This is a genomic window from Pseudaminobacter soli (ex Li et al. 2025) (genome assembly GCF_029892515.1).
GTDB classification, from domain to species: domain Bacteria; phylum Pseudomonadota; class Alphaproteobacteria; order Rhizobiales; family Rhizobiaceae; genus Pseudaminobacter; species Pseudaminobacter soli_A.
This window is the reverse complement of sequence record NZ_JARXVF010000008.1, coordinates 126,364-142,639: the sequence shown is the minus strand read 5'-3', so window position 1 is coordinate 142,639 and position 16,276 is coordinate 126,364. Positions and strand designations below refer to the sequence as shown.

Sequence of the window (16,276 nt, the reverse complement as noted above, 5' to 3'; positions counted from 1 at the left end):
GGGGACTTAATTCCATGAGCGGTGGACATTCTACCTATTCGCCCAAGACGGGCCTCGGACGCTGGATGGATGCGCGCATGCCCTTGCCGCGCCTCGTCCATGATTCCTTCGTTTCCTACCCTGTGCCGCGTAACCTGAACTACGCTTATACGTTCGGCGGCATTCTCTCGCTGATGCTGATGGCGCAGATCCTCACGGGTATCGTGCTGGCCATGCACTATGCCAACGACACATCGCTGGCGTTCCAGTCGGTCGAGAAGATCATGCGCGACGTGAATTCGGGCTGGCTCCTGCGCTACCTGCATTCCAACGGCGCCTCGATGTTCTTCATCGCCGTCTACGTGCACATCATGCGCGGCCTCTACTACGGTTCCTACAAGGCTCCGCGCGAGCTGCTGTGGATCCTGGGCTGTATCATCTATCTCCTGATGATGGCCACGGGCTTCATGGGCTACGTGCTGCCGTGGGGCCAGATGAGCTTCTGGGGTGCAACCGTCATCACCGGCTTCTTCACCGCCATTCCTGTGGTTGGTGACTGGATCCAGCAGCTGCTGCTGGGTGGCTTCTCGGTCGACAACCCGACGCTGAACCGCTTCTTCGCTCTGCACTACCTGCTGCCGTTCATGATCGCCGGCGTCGTGGTGCTGCACGTCTGGGCGCTGCATGTCGTCGGCCAGACCAACCCGACCGGCATTGAAGTGAAGTCGAAGACCGACGTCGTGGCCTTCACGCCCTATGCGACCATCAAGGACGCGTTCGGCATGATCGTGTTCGGCCTGGTGTTCGCCTACTTCGTCTTCTACATCCCGAACTACCTCGGCCACCCGGATAACTACATCCAGGCCAACTCGCTGAAGACCCCGGCCCACATCGTGCCCGAATGGTACTACCTGCCGTTCTACGCGATCCTGCGCGCCATCACCTTCAACATTGGCCCGATCGACTCCAAGCTCGGCGGCGTGCTGGCCATGTTCGGCTCGATCGCGGTGCTGTTCTTCGTGCCGTGGCTCGACACCTCGAAGGTCCGTTCGGCGTCCTATCGTCCCTGGTACAAGCTCTTCTTCTGGCTCTTCGTCGCCAACGCCATCTTCCTTGGCTGGCTCGGCTCGCGTCCGGCGGAAGGCACCTATGTGGCGCTGGCCCAGATGTCGACCCTGTACTACTTCGCGTTCTTCCTCGTCATCATGCCGGTGCTCGGCCTGATCGAGACCCCTCGGCGCCTGCCGAACTCGATCACCGAAGCCGTGCTCGAGAAGAACAAGGGCGGTGCTCCGGTTCACCCCACGGGTGCGACCGCATCCCCGGAAACCAAAGGCTAAGCGAGAATCTTGAGAGGAATATCCGCATGAAAAAGATTCTCAACGGATTGGCTGCTTTCGGTCTGGTCATGGCCGGCACCTTCGGTGCCGCTCTCGCCGCCGAGGAAGGCCACAACGCAGCAGAGCCGGCCCACTTCCCGATCATCCACCCGGTGCAGGAGAAGTGGACCTTCGCCGGCCCGTTCGGAACCTATGACCGGGCGCAGCTCCAGCGCGGCCTCAAGGTCTACAAGGAAGTCTGTTCGGCCTGTCACTCGATGAACCTGGTGGCGTTCCGCACACTGCAGGATCTCGGTTACTCCGAAGCCCAGGTGAAGGCCTTCGCCGCCGAGTACGAGGTCCAGGACGGCCCGAACGCGGAAGGCGAGATGTTCACCCGCAAGGCCACGCCGAACGACCACTTCCCGGCGCCGTTCGCGAACGACGCCGCCGCGGCTGCCGCCAACAACGGCGCGGTTCCGCCGGACATGTCGCTTCTGGCCAAGGCTCGCACGGTCGAGCGCGGCTTCCCGACCTTCATCTTCGACATCTTCACCCAGTATGCCGAAGGTGGTCCGGACTACATCCACGCCCTGCTGAACGGCTACGACCAGCAGCCGCCCGCAGGCATGGAGATCGCCGAGGGCACGCACTACAACCCGTACTTCATCAACGGCAAGTCGCTGGCGATGGCCAAGCCGATCTCGGACGGCCAGGTGACCTACGACGACGGTGCGCCCCAGACGGTCGACCAGTATTCGCGCGACGTCTCTGCCTTCCTGATGTGGGCTGCCGAGCCGCATCTGGAAATCCGCAAGCAGACCGGCTTCCGCGTCATGGTGTTCATGCTGCTCTTCGCCGGCCTGATCTACGTGACCAAGCGCAAGGTGTGGGCGAACGTCGCTCACTAACCCGGATAAACCGCTACGGCGGAATAGTGAAAAGGGCGCTGCGGCGCCCTTTTCTTTTGATGCCCATAGCGGCAAAACTAACGGGTAACGGGAACCAAGCCCATGAAGTCCGACCTCGACGAAATGCTGACCTCCTCGATCCGGAACATTCCGGATTACCCGAAACCGGGCGTGATGTTCCGTGACATCACCACTCTGCTGGGCGATGCGCGCGCCTTCCGCCGCGCCATCGACGAATTGGTGCACCCTTACGCCGGCTCCAAGATCGAGAAGATCGCCGGCATCGAGGCGCGCGGCTTCATCCTCGGCGGCGCGATCGCGCATCAGCTTTCGGCCGGCTTCGTGCCGATCCGCAAGAAGGGCAAGCTGCCGCACGACACCGTGCGTATCGCCTACAGCCTCGAATACGGGCTGGACGAGATGGAGATGCACAAGGATGCCGTGGTTCCGGGTGAGAAGGTCATCCTCGTGGACGACCTGATCGCCACCGGGGGCACCGCCGAGGCTGCCGCCAAACTGCTGCGCCAGATGGGCGCTGAAATCGTCGCGGCCTGCTTCGTGATCGATCTGCCGGACCTCGGCGGACGCAGGAAGCTCGAGGCGCTGGACGTGCCTGTGCGCACGCTGATCAGCTTCGAAGGGCACTGAAGCCAACGGATGTGGGAGCCGTGCTCACGGCTCCCTGCGCCTGCCTGGGACAACGCGGACAGCATCAGTCCGTAGGCAGACCTTAGACGGATTGTTCGGAGAGGAATTGCGGCTGCGCCTTCAGCAGGGCACCCGCCAGACCTCTCCGCCAGCCTTCACCAGCACCGCACTCTCGAATTCCAGCAGTTTGTCGCCGGTGGAGTCGAATGCCTCGCCACGCAAGGTCAGGACCCGCCAGCCGGGGCGGCTGGCGATCGGCCGATGGTCGAGGCCGGTGCGTGTGAAGGTGACGGTCTCGCCGGCATAGAGCGGCTTCAGCCACTTCAGGTTCTTGAAGCCCGGGGAGGGGCCGTATTCGGGGGCCGGACCAGGCTCGGACCAGCCCTTGTCGCCCACTTCGGTCAGCTGGGCGAGGTTGTAGCGCATCCAGGTGGCGGTGGTGTGCCAGCCCGAAGCGCAGAGCCGGCCGAACACGGTGCCTTCGGCCAGTTTCTCGTCGACATGGAAGGGCTGCGGGTCGTATTTGCGCGCGAACGCCTTGATCGCTTCCGGCGTAAAAGTGTGCGAGCCGAGCGTAACCGTGACGCCGATGTCGAAGAATTCGTCGAGCGTCATGCCGTGGCCTCGCGTGTCAGGAACATGGCGGTGTTTTCCAGCTCGAAGACGTTCTCGTTCTTCTGGTTGAAGAGTTCGTGGCGGAAGGTGACGAAGCCGAGTTCGGGCCGCGACTTCGACAGGCGCCTTGTCACGACTGTGCTGCGGCCGCTCAGCGTGTCTCCGGCAAGCACCGGCTTCTTCCAACGCGCATATTCGATCCCAGGAGCGCCCTGGGACGTCGAGTCGAGCAGGAACGCGTCGCACATCATCCGCATGAACATCGAGCATGTGTGCCAGCCTGAGGCCGAAAGACCGCCCAGTATGCTGGCCTTGCCCGCCTCTTCGTCGAGATGCATGGGCTGGGCGTCGAACTCGCTGGCGAACTCGATGATTTCGCCTGCCGTCACCAGTTTCGGGCCGAGATTGATCGAGACCCCTTCGGCGAGGTCCTCATAGGCCCATTTCTTGTCCGTCATCCGCGGAATCCTGTTCAGCTTTGAACTTCCATTCTGGCCGTTATGGCACCCGCGAGCAAGCGCAAGGGCGGCGCCAGAGGCGTCTTCCGGTTGTTACAGCCAGCCGCGCCGTTTGAAATAGACGTAAGGCAGCACCGCCGACAGCACCATCAGGAACAGCGCGAAGGGGTAGCCGAGCGCCCATTTCAGCTCGGGCATGATCTCGAAGTTCATGCCGTAGACGGAAGCGACGACGGTGGGCGGCAGGAAGATTACCGCCGCGACCGAGAAGATCTTAATGATGGCGCTCTGCTCGATATTGACCATGCCGAGCGTGGCATCGAGCAGGAAGACGATCTTGTTGGACAGGAACGAGGCGTGGTCCGTCAGTGAGGCCACGTCGCGGGACAGCGTCTTGGTGCGCGCGCGCAGGTCCTTGTTCTTGCTTTGCATCATGACGTTGCCGAGAAAGCCGCTCAGGCGCTGCAGGGTCATCAGGCTTTCGCGGATGTTGGACGTCAGCTCTTCCTTGCGCCCGATGGACTGGAACACCTTGCGGAAATCGCGGTCGCGCTTGGAAGGGCTGCCCGAGCTCGGCGTGAAGATGCTGCGTGAGATGCCGTCGATGTCGTGGCCGATGCGCTCCAGAACATCGGCGAGACGGTCGACCACCGCCTCGAGCAGGCTGATCAGGATGGCATCGCCCTTGGTGCAGCCCATGGCCGTCTTTTCGGCCCGCAGGGGGAAGGTCAGGAACGCGCGCGGCTCGTGATAGCGCACGGTGATCAGCCTGTTGCCGGAGAGCACGAAGGTCACCGGCGACATGACCGCGTTCTCTTCCTCGGTCTGCGAGGGCAGGGTGGCGGTCATGAAGATCGCGCCGTCCTCGGTGTAGAGGCGCGAGGAGATCTCGATCTCTTCCATCTCCTCGCGGGTAGGGACGCCGACGCCGAGCCAGCGCTCGATTTCGGTCTCCTCGTCCTTGGTCGGACTGAGGAGATCAGCCCAGACCACAGTATCCTTGTGCTCTTCCAGCCCGTTCACCGAACGCAGCCGGTCACCATCGACCACATATGCCCTGATCATCAACGCTCTCCGTGATCGAGGAGGGGGGTGCGCCGGTCGTCGACGCGGAAACTGACAGCTCAGCCGCGCTTAGCGGCTGAGATTCGACCCGTCAAGAATGGCCGGTGGAGATGACGGTGTGATGTTCGTCCATAACTTCTAGGTGTTGAACTTGAACATCATCACGTCGCCGTCCTGGACGACATATTCCTTGCCTTCGTCGCGCGCCTTGCCGGCCTCCTTGGCCGCGACTTCGCCGCCGAGCGTGACGAAGTCGTTGTAGGCGATGGTCTGGGCACGGATGAAGCCGCGCTCGAAGTCGGTGTGGATGACGCCGGCGGCGCCCGGCGCCTTGGTGCCCTTCTGGATGGTCCAGGCGCGCGTTTCCTTGGGGCCCGCGGTGAAATAGGTGATGAGGTGCAGGAGATCGTAGCCGGCGCGGATGAGCTTATCCAGGCCGGGCTCTTCCAGGCCGAGATCGGCCAGGAATTCCTGCGCTTCCTCATCGGGAAGCTGTGCCACTTCCGCTTCGATGGCGGCCGAGATGATCACGGTGCGCGCGCCCTGGGCGGTCGCCATCTTCTCGACGGCTGCGGTGTGCTCGTTGCCCGTCGCGGCCTGGCTTTCGGCGACGTTGCAGACGTAGAGCACGGGATGCGAGGTGAGCAGGTTCAGGCCCTGCAGGATGGCGAGGTCTTCGGCCGCAATGCCGTTCAGCAGCATGCGCACGGGCTTGCCGTCCTGCAGCAGGGCAAGCGCCTGCTCCATCATCGGCAGAACGGTGGTTGCTTCCTTGTCCTTGCTGGCGGCGCGCTTGCGGATCTGCACGATGCGGCGCTCGAGGCTTTCGAGGTCGGCGAGCATCAGCTCGGTCTCGACGGTCTCGGCGTCGGCGACGGGGTCGATGCGGCCCTCGACGTGGGTGATGTCGTCATCCTCGAAGCAGCGCAGCACGTGGACGATGGCGTCGACCTCGCGGATGTTGGCTAGGAACTGGTTGCCGAGGCCTTCGCCCTTCGAGGCGCCGCGCACCAGGCCGGCGATGTCGACGAAGGAGATGCGGGTCGGAATGATCTCCTTGGACTTGGCTGCCTCGGCGATCTTTTTCAGGCGCGGGTCCGGCACCGCCACTTCGCCGGTGTTCGGCTCGATGGTGCAGAACGGATAGTTGGCGGCCTGCGCTGCCGCAGTGCGCGTCAGCGCGTTGAAGAGCGTGGACTTGCCGACATTGGGCAGCCCGACGATGCCGCATTTGAAACCCATGGTGATCTAGCCTTATCGAGATACGAAAACTTACTCAGGGCTATGGGCGAAAGGGTCGACGATCGTCAAGCCCTTCAGCGTCGCACACGGTATTGCGCGTGGATAGCCCCGTTCGCGAGCGGCTTGGCAAAGACCAGGTCGAGCCAGCGATCCGGCTGCTTGCCGCCGAATGCGGCGATGCCGCTGCCCAAGACAATCGGGATGATGCCGATCTCGACCGTGTCGAGCAGGCCCGCGTCGAGAAACTGGCGCGCAAGATCGCCGCCGCCGAACATCCATATTCGGCCTTTGGCACCACGGTCGCGCAGATTGGCGATCAGTTCGGCCGGCGTGCCGGACATCGCCTCCGTGTTGGAAGGAAGATCATGCGGCGCATGTGAGGTGGCGACCAGGCAGGGATAGTCGCCATAGGCCCATTCCGAATGGCGTCGCACGACATCGTAGGTCCGACCGCCCATGACAATGCCAGTGACGGATGCCATGAAAGCGTCGAAGCCGAATTCATTGTCAGCTGGAAAGTCGTTGAGCCAGTCGAAGCTGCCGCCCTCACGGGCAATGAAGCCGTCGAGGCTTACTGCGAAATTGTAGATCACGTCGTCCTTGCCAATCGTCGCCATACGACTCACTCCCTCTGAAATAGCGGGTCTAGGTAGGACCGAAGCTGTGGCAACAGTGTCAGGAGCCTTTTGCGGTCGGCGTTGTCTGTGGGCGCCAAACCTTGAGCCAGAGGCTCACTCTTGTGGAACAGCTTCTTCAGCCCGTCCTTCAAATCCTCAGGGAGAAAGAATTTGCCGCCGAAATTGGGCTGAAGCGAGGAGCACCAGACACGTTGCCCAGCACCTGGCAAGCGACCGCGCGCTGATGATGCGAAGGCTGCCATTAATCAATCCCCGGCATGATAGTTGCGAGGGAGTGTGGGCCTCAATGGAAACGCGGGCAACGTTTTGGCACTATCTTGCTGCCCCGTTCGTGTTGGCAGTTATTGGCGCTTGCTGGCATCTTGCTCGCGCCTTGTGGGCCCCTCACCCCGAGCGGATTACTGGAAAACTCATAGATGTCGAGTTGCCATTCGGCTACCGGTGGACGGACTGGGTCCATGAGACGGAATTCGATGAGGACGGCTACTATCGACTGGACAGCTGGCGAAATCTGAAGGTTGCAGTATTTTTGGTTGTCGCCGTTGGAATGTTCGTCATCCTATCCTCATAGCAGATAGCCGACGCATTCGCTGCATGTGTCAACGCGGCGCTACAGTGGCTGATCGATCTTGCCGCGTACAGGTGGCAAAATCTGTAGCCGCGCGTGGCTCAGTCCTTATGGAACAGCTTCTTCAGCATGGCGGCCATGGGGCCGGTCTCGGGCGCCTTGACGGCCGGCGTTTGCGGGCGGGCCTGGCGGATGTGGCTCTGGGCCTTGGCGGGCTTCTGCTTTGGGGGAGGAGTGTCGTCCTCGCCGGTCGGCTGCAGCTTGTCGCGCAGCGCCAGCGTCACGCGGTTCATGAAGCCGCTGTCGTCGCCCTTGGCGATGAGGTCTGAATTGTCGGCGATGGCATCGAGCAGCACTTCGAGCCATTCGCGGTCGGCCTTGGCGAAGTCGCCAAGCACATGGCCGTGCACCATTGCCTTGGCGCCCGGATGGCCGATGCCAATGCGCACGCGGCGATAGTTCTGGCCGCTATGCTGGTCGATGGAGCGGATGCCGTTGTGGCCGCCTGCGCCGCCACCAACTTTCACCCGCACCTTGCCGGCGGCAAGGTCGAGCTCGTCGTAGAAGACGGTGAGATCGGAGGGGGTGAGCTTGTAGAAGCGCAGCGCTTCGCCGACCGACTGGCCGGACAGGTTCATGAAGGTCTGCGGCTTCAGCAGGATGACTTTTTCGCCGCCGATCCTGCCTTCGGCGACAAGGCCCTGGAACTTCTTCGACCAGGGCGAAAAATCATGGCGGCGGGCAATAGCCTCCGCCGCCATGAAACCGACATTGTGCCGATTGTTGGCATACTGCGCGCCCGGATTTCCTAGACCTGCGAATAGCAGCATGGACAGGGTCCTCCAGGCGCCGAGGATTATTCCTCGGAAGCTGCTTCCGCTTCGCCCTCGGCAGCAGCAGCCGCACCTTCCTCGCTCTTGAGGCCGGCAGGCGCCGCAACAGTGGCGATGGTGAAGTCGCGATCGGTGATGACCGGCTTCACGTTCTTCGGCAGCTTCACAGCCGAGATGTGGACCGAATCGCCGATGTCGAGACCGGTCAGGTCGATCTCGATGAACTCCGGAATTGCGTTGGCCGGGCAGTGGAACTCGACGTCGTGGCGCACGATGTTGAGCACGCCGCCGCGCTTGATGCCGGGCGACTGCTCTTCATTGATGAAGTGCACGGGCACGTTGACGTTGACCTCGGTGTTCTTGCCGACGCGCAGGAAGTCCACATGCATCGGGAAGTCGCGAACCGGATCCAGCTGGTAGTCCTTGGGCAGGACCTGGATCTTCTTGCCGTCGACGTCGATGGTCGCGACGGTGGTCATGAAGCCGCCGCCATGAATCTTGTAGAAGATTTCCTTGTAGGGAACGGTGATCGCGAGCGGGGGCTGCTTATCACCATAGATAACTGCAGGTATCTTGCCGTTGCGGCGAAGTTCCCGGGCGGACCCCTTACCAACCCGTTCGCGTGCCTCGGCCTTGAGCTCGTAAGTTTCGCTCATGGCATTTCCTTTCTGGTTATTGGAGCGCTTGGGAAGGGCAAAGCACAATCCCAAACGTAGAAAGCGGCCGTGGCCGCCCCCATCCGCGTTGCCTCCAAGGGTGTCTACGCGGGTGGCGGCTCTATAGCGGAAGGTGGCCGGCGACGCAAGTTTTCGGCGCCGGCTTGGGTGCCTCAGCCCTGGTTAGCCTTCGAGAATTTCTTCTTCGGCTTCTTGAACGGGGGCTCACCGGCCTGTTTCGCCGGCTTGGCCTTGGGCTTGGGCTTGAACTTGCCCTTCTTCTCGCTGTTCCACGAGGGGGCAGAGGCCTCGCGCGCCGGCTTTTCGCGCGGCGGCGCCTTGCCATCCATCCGCTGGATCGTGACGCCCTTTTCACCGGTGCCGGTTTCCTGGACGGCTGCCCAGAAGGAGTTGGCCTTGTCGCCGGCGATCTCGAAGTGGCTGTCGGTGTCGTTGATCTTGATCGAGCCGACCGCGCGCTTGGTGATATGGCCGGCCTTGCAGATCATCGGGAGGAGCCAACGCGGTTCGGCGCGGTGCTTGCGTCCGACGGTGACGCGGAACCAGACGCCGTTGTCGAAATCGCTGCGGTCGCGGGGCGGGGCGTCGTCGCGATTCCGCTCGCGCGGCGCGCGCTCGGCAAACACTGGCGCTTCCATCAGCTCTTCTGGCGCCGGACGCGCGGCAAGCTGCAGCCGGAGATAGGCGGCGGCGATGTTTTCGGCGCCATGCGCCTCCATCAACTCGCGCACGAAGGCGATCTCGTCCTCGTTGGGCGCGACCGTCAGTGCCGGATCGCCGAGGATGCGCTCGCGGTTGTGGCGTTCGATGTCGCTTGCCGTGGGGGCGGGCACCGTGGTGGCGGTCAGCTTGGCCAGCTTCAGCACGCGGCTGGCCGCGCCGCGCCTATGCAGCGGCACGATCAGCGTGCAGATGCCCTTGCGGCCGGCTCGGCCGGTGCGGCCGCTGCGGTGCAGAAGCGTGTCGGGGTTGGTCGGCAGGTCGGCATGGATGACCAGGCCGAGATTGGGCAGGTCGATGCCGCGCGCGGCAACGTCGGTCGCCACGCAGACGCGGGCGCGGCCGTCACGCATGGCCTGCAGCGCATTGGTGCGCTCGGCCTGGCTGAGCTCGCCCGACAGCGACACCACCGCGAAGCCGCGGTTGGACAGGCGGCTGGTGAGGTGCTTCACCGCCTCGCGCGTGTGGCAGAAAATGATGGTGTTCTGCTGGTCGAAGAACAGCAGCGTATTGATGATGGCGTTCTCGCGGTCGGCAGGCGCGACCAGAATCTGCTGGTATTCGATATCTGCGTGCTGGTCGCTTTCGCCCTGCACGGTGATGCGCCGCGCGTCGCGCTGGAAGCGTTTCGCCAGCTGGGCGATCTGGTTGGGAACCGTGGCCGAAAACAACAGCGTGCGGCGCTCGGCGGGAGCTGCGGCAAGGATGAACTCGAGATCGTCGCGGAAGCCGAGGTCGAGCATCTCGTCGGCCTCGTCGAGCACGACGGCGCGCAGTTCGGAAATGTCGAGCGAGCCGCGCGTGATGTGGTCGCGCAGGCGGCCGGGGGTGCCGACCACGATATGGGCGCCATCGGCAAGCGCACGGCGCTCGCTACGCATGTCCATGCCGCCGACGCAGGAGCCGATGCGCGCGCCGGTTTCGCGGTAGAGCCATTCAAGCTCGCGGCGCACCTGCATGGCGAGTTCGCGCGTCGGGGCGACGATCAGGGCAAGTGGCAGGCCGGGCGCGCCGAAGCGGTCGCGGCCGTCGAGCAGGGTCGGCGCAATGGCGATGCCGAAGGCAACGGTCTTGCCGGAGCCGGTCTGGGCGGACACCAGCAGGTCGGCGTCACGCGCCTCGGGTTGCAGCATGGCACTCTGGACGGGTGTCAGCGTCTCGTATCCACGCGATGCGAGCGCAGCCGCCAGCGCGGGCGCCATCATGTCGAAGTCAGTCATCAAACAGGCTTTCTTGGTCGGCGCGGCGGCGACTGGCTTTTCGTCAACAACAGGCCGCGCGGTTCGAATCTTGACTTCCCCCTAAAGCCTTGCGGCCATTGCGGCAAGCCGCCTCGCGCCGTTGGGCCGAAATAGCGCAAGCGCCGTTGAATGCGACAGGTGCCGCGATTATGCTCCCTGGGGCAGGAAATAACTATCACTATCGTCCAAGTCGATATCTTGGCGACCATCTGCGGAGGCCGCCATGCGACAGCCTGAAACGCCGTCTTTCAGTGAAACGGTCCGTGTCTTCGGCAAGATCGGGCTCTTGTCCTTCGGTGGGCCGGCCGGGCAGATCGCGCTCATGCACCGCGTACTGGTGGAGGAAAAGCGCTGGCTCGATGAGGCGCGCTTCCTGCATGCGCTGAACTACTGCATGCTCCTGCCGGGGCCTGAGGCGACGCAGCTTGCAACCTATGTCGGCTGGCTGCTGCACGGCGTCCGGGGCGGGCTGGTTGCCGGCATCCTTTTCGTGCTGCCGGGGGCGCTGGTCATCACCCTGCTGTCGGCAATCTATCTGACGCTTGGCAACGTGCCGCTGGTGCAGGGGCTGCTTTTCGGGCTGAAGGCAGCCGTTCTGGCCGTGGTGCTGGAAGCGCTGATCAAGATCTCGAAGCGGGCGTTGAAGAGCGGCCTGATGGTCGCCATTGCGATCGTCGTATTTGTCGGCATCGCTTTCCTGAAGATACCGTTCCCGGTCATCATCGCCGCCGCGGCACTGGTGGGCGGAGCTATGCATCTTGGCGACCGCTCCTCGATGGCGCTCGCGGCGAAAGGCGACGAGCCCTTATCCGTCGATGCCATGCACGAATGGACACATCCGAGCTGGCGACGTTTCTGGGGTACGTTGATCGTCTGGCTGGGCATCTGGTTCCTGCCGCTGGCCGTGCTTTTTGCACTGCCGGGCGAAATGCGCGTCTTTGCGACCGAGGCCGGATTCTTCTCGAAGATGGCGGTCGTCACCTTCGGCGGGGCCTATGCGGTGTTGTCCTATGTCGCGCAGCAGGCGGTGGAGGTCTATGGCTGGCTGAAGCCCGACGAAATGCTCGCCGGCCTCGGTCTTGCCGAGACCACGCCGGGGCCGCTCATCCTGGTGCTGGTGTTCGTGGGCTTTCTGGGCGGTGCGCGCCATGCGGGGCTGGACCCGCTGCTCGGCGGGCTGCTGGGCGCGGCGGTGACTCTCTGGTTCACCTTCGTGCCGTGCTTTCTCTGGATATTCGTCGGCGCGCCATTCGTCGAAAAGGTGCGCAATGTGGCCTGGCTGGCCGGGGCGCTGGCGGCGGTGACCGCGGCTGTCGTCGGCGTCATCGCAAATCTGGCGGTGTGGTTTTCGCTGCACGTGCTGTTTGGCCAGCTCGGCGAATGGCAGCTTGGGCCCTTTGTCCTGCCCGTTCCGGACCTTGCCGGCTTTGACTGGGCGGCCGGGGCGATTGCAGCAGCTGCCGCAATCGCGCTCATCGGGTTTCGCGCCAACATGATTGCCGTGCTTGTCGCAGCGGCGCTGGCGGGAATGTTCTGGACTTTTGTTTAGAGCGAGATGGATCTCGCTCTAAACCATTGTTTCTGAAACATGACCTTATCCGAAAAGTCTGCAACTTTTCGGGATCATGTTTTAGTCGAACAGGCTCGAAACGGATTCTTCCGTGGCCGTGCGCGAGATTGCTTCGCCGATCAGGTCGCCGATCGAAATGACGCGGACATTGTGCGCCGATTCCACCGACGAGGTCGGCTGGATCGAGTCGGTGATGACCAGTTCCTGCAGCTTGGAGCCGGTGATGCGCGCAACCGCGCCGCCCGAAAGCACCCCGTGGGTGATGTAGGCCGTGACGCTGGTTGCGCCGTTGGCCAGAAGCGCGTCGGCCGCGTTGCACAGCGTGCCGCCGGAATCGACAATGTCGTCGATCAGGATGCAGTCCTTGCCGCGAACGTCGCCGATGACGTTCATGACTTCCGACTCACCCGGGCGCTCGCGGCGCTTGTCGACGATGGCGAGCTGGGCGTCGAGACGCTTGGCCAGCGCACGGGCGCGCACCACGCCGCCGACGTCGGGCGAGACGACCATGACGTTGGCGAGCTGCTTGTACTTGGCCTTCACGTCGCGGGCCATGACCGGCACGGCAAACAGGTTGTCGGTCGGGATGTCGAAGAAGCCCTGGATCTGGCCGGCGTGGAGATCGAGCGTCAGGACGCGGTCGGCGCCGGCACGGGCGATCATGTTTGCGACCAGCTTGGCCGAGATCGGCGTACGGCCCTGGGCGCGGCGGTCCTGCCGAGCATAGCCGAAATAGGGGATGACCGCCGTGATGCGCCGTGCGGAGGAGCGCATGAAGGCGTCGATCATGATGAGCAGTTCCATCAGGTGATCGTTGGTCGGGAAGGAGGTGGACTGGAGGATGAAGACGTCCTCGCCGCGCACGTTTTCCTGGATCTCGACGAAGATTTCCTGGTCTGCGAAGCGCCTGACACTGGCTTTGCCAAGCGGGATGTTGAGATAGCGAGCGACGGCTTCTGCCAGCGCCCGGTTGGAATTGCCTGCGAAGAGTTTCATGAACCGATCCTGGCGGAGTCTTTGTGGAAATTTAGCGGGCTTTTACCGGGCTGAGCCGCTATTGCAAGCGGAGTCATGGGTTTTTGACCGTTTTCAAGGCTCGGTGTGGCGTTGGGACCCAGGCTTAGCCGGTTTGTCCCGACAGCCACGAGGCGAGCTGTTCGATGGTTGCATCGGCAATTGACTGCATGGCGCCGGGCGGAACGGAGCTCCATCCGTCGCCGCCGGAGATCTGGACTTTCTGCTGGCCGTTGATGCGGTGAAGGCGCGTGCCGGCCGGATCGTAGACGTCCCAGACATAGACGACCGTGGTTTCCTTGCCTTCGGTCAGCGCCGAAAAATAACCCTTCAACACATGAGTCGCGGTCTGGTCGGAAGAGCCGGCAAGGCGGATGCCGCGCTCGCGCGCCTTGATCGCCAGGCGCTCGGTGAGGGGAGTGGCGGCCTCGACGCTGGCGCCCACGATCGGCGCGACCTGGACGCGGACATTGGCGGGGATCGGCCTGCCGACTGCCGATGTGTCCGTCGTGCTCGCTATGACGGGCGATGTCGCGGGCTGGGGGCCGGCGGTAGCGCTGCCGGATTGCTGGGCGGCGATGGCCGAGGGTTCGAGCACGTCCTGCGTGCTGGTGCAGGCCGACAGGGCAGCGGCCGCCAGCAACGCCATGGTGCTGACCGGCAGTCGCCTCATCGTCATGACATCAACCGCAACCCGCACCGATTCCACCTCTCTTTGTTAAAGCGGATTCACTTCACGATGACGTCACGATCAAGTCGAGATCGTGGCGCGAAAGTGGCCGAGGCTGCGTCTCGGTTGTGAGATAGGTTCGTCCGAGCGTCATCGCAGTTTCGGTCTCCGAATCCATGATGATCATGTGCGCGAAAAGCGTCATGTCGGGCGCGATGGGTTCGGGATTGCCCTGGTAGAACATCGGCATGTCCATCCAGGACGGCGCGAACCGCGCGCCAAGCGAATAGCCGCAAGCATTGAGCCGATGCTTGGTCAGGCCGTGCGCCTCCATGGTGCGGGCATGCGCTTCGAACACGTCGCCAAATGTGTTGCCGGGCGTCATCGCCTTTTCGACCGCAAGCAGCGCGTCGCGAGCGGCCTCGAACAGTTCCTGATGTCGCCGCGAGGCCTTGCCGGTCAGCACGGTGCGCATCATGGCGGCGTGATAGTGGTTGTAGATGCCGGCCCATTCCAGCGTGAGCTGGTCGTTCTTGTTGAGCTTGCGGCGGCCGGACTTGTAGCGGCACAGAAGCGCGTCGGAGCCGGAGCCGATGATGAAATCGTTGGCCGGATAGTCGCCGCCGCCCTCGAAGATCGCGCCCTGCATGGCGGCCAGGATCGCGCCTTCATCGCCGCCCTGCTTGATCAGCGGCAGCGCGGCGTCGAGTGCTGCGTCGGCGAGCTCGGCGGCCCTTTCCACCTTCTTGATTTCGGCCGGGCTCTTGAACAGGCGCAGCCGCGACACGATGCCCGAAGCGTCCGCGATCTGGCCAAAAGTCTGCAGCAGCTCGTCGAGGCGGCGGCCGTTATAGGCGGTGAGGCCGTGCGTGTCATATTCGACGCCGATGCGGGCGCCGAGCAGGTCGAGATCGTTCAGCAGGTTGCGCAGTTCGAGCGCGGGGTTGGAGCCCTCGCGGTCGGTCCACAGCACGATGTTCTCGATGATCGAGGTCTGGCGCGCCTGGCGCAGGTCGGCCGAACGCGTCATCAGCGTCATGGAGCCGTCGACCTTCACGACCAGGCACTGGAAGAAGCAGAAGCCGAAAGTGTCGTAGCCGGTCAGCCAGTACATGCTTTCCTGCGCAAACAGCAGGATGGCATCCAGCTTCTTTTCGGCCATCTCGATGATCAGGCGGTCACGACGTGCGTCGAATTCGGAGCGTTCGAAATGCAGCGCCATCAATTCCCCTCCAGAACGATTGCTGATATCTGCCGGCCGTAATCCGCCTCCTTGCGGTGGGTGGAACGGCGGTAGGAGTAAAAGAGATCTTCCTCCGCATAGGTGCAGCGGTCGAGGCACTCGGCATCGACGCCGAATTTGCGCAGCCGATCGACTGTGTACCGGTTGAGATCGAACATCGCGTGGCCTGCATTCTGCGAGGGCGCGAAGTAGCGGGCATTGTCCGTATCCGCGGCGACGAAGCGCTCGACGAATTCGGGGCCGACCTCGTAGTTGTTCGGGCCGATCGAAGGGCCGAGCACGGCGACGATGCGCTCGCGGCGCGCGCCCAGACTTTCCATCGTGCTGACGGTGTTTTCCAGAACGCCGCCGAAGGCGCCCTTCCAGCCGGCATGTGCGGCGCCAATGATGCGCGCTTCCGGATCGGCGAACAGGACGGGACCGCAATCGGCGGTCGAGGCGCCGATGGCGATGCCGGGCCGGTCGGTGACGATGGCGTCGCCCCTGGGGCGCGGGCCGTCGAACGGTTCGCGCGCGACGATCACGTCCGGCGAATGGATCTGGTGGGCAGTCAAAAGCGAATCGACGTCCACACCCATCCAGCCGGCGACGCGGCGGCGATTTTCACGCACCAGCGTCGGGTCGTCGTCGGAGCCTGCGCCGATGTTGAGGCCGCTATAGATGCCTTCGGAAACGCCACCCACGCGAGTGAAGTAGCCGTGGCGGATGCCATTGGAGAGGGCTTCGCCGAGGCGGGCGGAGCGAATTGGATTGATCGTTGATCGGTCTGCCATGGCCCGCCTTGTTCTCTAGCGAAGACGGTTCCGTCAAGGCGAAAATCACTCACGCCGCCCGTGCATTCGCTCGCGAGCATGGGACAGTGAGG

17 protein-coding genes are annotated in these 16,276 nt (G+C 63.3%); 5 read left to right on the top strand and 12 right to left on the bottom strand.

Annotated elements, in window-relative coordinates:
• The first annotated feature begins 14 nt into the window (after positions 1-14).
• The 3 genes from M2281_RS25175 to M2281_RS25165 all read left to right on the top strand — a co-directional run bounded on the left by M2281_RS25175 (position 15) and on the right by M2281_RS25165 (position 2,857).
• The gene (locus M2281_RS25175; RefSeq protein WP_280823945.1) at positions 15-1,319 is read left to right on the top strand and encodes a cytochrome b; all 1,305 of its coding nucleotides are present in this window, start codon (positions 15-17) and stop codon (positions 1,317-1,319) included.
• 26 nt (positions 1,320-1,345) lie between these two features.
• On the top strand, positions 1,346-2,209 hold the full coding sequence (locus M2281_RS25170; RefSeq protein ID WP_280823944.1) for a cytochrome c1: 864 nt from the start codon (positions 1,346-1,348) through the stop codon (positions 2,207-2,209).
• Between the two features lie 102 nt (positions 2,210-2,311).
• Positions 2,312-2,857, top strand: a complete 546-nt coding sequence (locus M2281_RS25165; protein ID WP_280823943.1) for an adenine phosphoribosyltransferase — start codon at positions 2,312-2,314, stop codon at positions 2,855-2,857.
• A 120-nt stretch (positions 2,858-2,977) separates the two neighbouring features.
• Here the strand turns inward: M2281_RS25165 and M2281_RS25160 are convergent, their stop codons facing one another.
• The 5 genes from M2281_RS25160 to M2281_RS25140 all read right to left on the bottom strand — a co-directional run bounded on the left by M2281_RS25160 (position 2,978) and on the right by M2281_RS25140 (position 6,854).
• Positions 2,978-3,472 (bottom strand): MaoC family dehydratase, encoded by a 495-nt coding sequence (locus M2281_RS25160; protein ID WP_280823942.1) that lies wholly within the window; start codon positions 3,470-3,472, stop codon positions 2,978-2,980.
• Entirely contained in the window at positions 3,469-3,930 is a 462-nt protein-coding gene (locus M2281_RS25155) for a MaoC family dehydratase (RefSeq protein ID WP_280823941.1), read from the bottom strand. Before M2281_RS25155 ends, M2281_RS25160 begins: the two co-directional genes overlap by 4 nt.
• A gap of 93 nt (positions 3,931-4,023) precedes the next feature.
• Positions 4,024-4,995 (bottom strand): magnesium/cobalt transporter CorA, encoded by a 972-nt coding sequence (gene corA / locus M2281_RS25150; protein WP_280823940.1) that lies wholly within the window; start codon positions 4,993-4,995, stop codon positions 4,024-4,026.
• A 138-nt stretch (positions 4,996-5,133) separates the two neighbouring features.
• Positions 5,134-6,237, bottom strand: a complete 1,104-nt coding sequence (gene ychF, locus M2281_RS25145) for a redox-regulated ATPase YchF (RefSeq protein ID WP_280823939.1) — start codon at positions 6,235-6,237, stop codon at positions 5,134-5,136.
• Positions 6,238-6,311: 74 nt separating this feature from the next.
• Entirely contained in the window at positions 6,312-6,854 is a 543-nt protein-coding gene (locus tag M2281_RS25140) for a dihydrofolate reductase family protein (RefSeq protein WP_280823938.1), read from the bottom strand.
• A gap of 307 nt (positions 6,855-7,161) precedes the next feature.
• On the opposite strand from M2281_RS25140, the gene M2281_RS25135 reads away from it, so the two are divergent.
• The gene (locus tag M2281_RS25135; RefSeq protein ID WP_280823937.1) at positions 7,162-7,446 is read left to right on the top strand and encodes a hypothetical protein; all 285 of its coding nucleotides are present in this window, start codon (positions 7,162-7,164) and stop codon (positions 7,444-7,446) included.
• 98 nt (positions 7,447-7,544) lie between these two features.
• Here the strand turns inward: M2281_RS25135 and pth are convergent, their stop codons facing one another.
• The 3 genes from pth to M2281_RS25120 all read right to left on the bottom strand — a co-directional run bounded on the left by pth (position 7,545) and on the right by M2281_RS25120 (position 10,893).
• Positions 7,545-8,273, bottom strand: coding sequence for an aminoacyl-tRNA hydrolase (pth, locus tag M2281_RS25130; protein ID WP_280823936.1), 729 nt, complete (start codon positions 8,271-8,273; stop codon positions 7,545-7,547).
• Between the two features lie 26 nt (positions 8,274-8,299).
• Complete coding sequence (locus M2281_RS25125) at positions 8,300-8,932, bottom strand: 50S ribosomal protein L25/general stress protein Ctc (RefSeq protein WP_280823935.1); 633 nt, start codon at positions 8,930-8,932, stop codon at positions 8,300-8,302.
• A gap of 173 nt (positions 8,933-9,105) precedes the next feature.
• On the bottom strand, positions 9,106-10,893 hold the full coding sequence (locus M2281_RS25120) for a DEAD/DEAH box helicase (protein ID WP_280823934.1): 1,788 nt from the start codon (positions 10,891-10,893) through the stop codon (positions 9,106-9,108).
• 244 nt (positions 10,894-11,137) lie between these two features.
• On the opposite strand from M2281_RS25120, the gene M2281_RS25115 reads away from it, so the two are divergent.
• A complete protein-coding gene (locus tag M2281_RS25115) occupies positions 11,138-12,463 on the top strand; it encodes a chromate transporter (protein WP_280823933.1) in 1,326 nt (441 codons plus the stop codon).
• Positions 12,464-12,544: 81 nt separating this feature from the next.
• On the opposite strand, the gene M2281_RS25110 is transcribed toward M2281_RS25115, so the two are convergent.
• From M2281_RS25110 to pgeF, 4 genes are all read right to left on the bottom strand, one after another.
• Positions 12,545-13,480, bottom strand: coding sequence for a ribose-phosphate pyrophosphokinase (locus tag M2281_RS25110; RefSeq protein ID WP_280823932.1), 936 nt, complete (start codon positions 13,478-13,480; stop codon positions 12,545-12,547).
• Positions 13,481-13,604: 124 nt separating this feature from the next.
• Positions 13,605-14,171, bottom strand: a complete 567-nt coding sequence (locus M2281_RS25105) for a hypothetical protein (RefSeq protein ID WP_280823981.1) — start codon at positions 14,169-14,171, stop codon at positions 13,605-13,607.
• A 61-nt stretch (positions 14,172-14,232) separates the two neighbouring features.
• Complete coding sequence (locus tag M2281_RS25100) at positions 14,233-15,390, bottom strand: M24 family metallopeptidase (protein WP_280823931.1); 1,158 nt, start codon at positions 15,388-15,390, stop codon at positions 14,233-14,235.
• Positions 15,390-16,184 carry a peptidoglycan editing factor PgeF gene (gene pgeF / locus M2281_RS25095; protein ID WP_280823930.1) on the bottom strand — a complete coding sequence of 265 codons (795 nt, stop codon included), beginning with the start codon at positions 16,182-16,184 and terminating at the stop codon, positions 15,390-15,392. Before pgeF ends, M2281_RS25100 begins: the two co-directional genes overlap by 1 nt.
• Positions 16,185-16,276 lie beyond the last annotated feature (92 nt).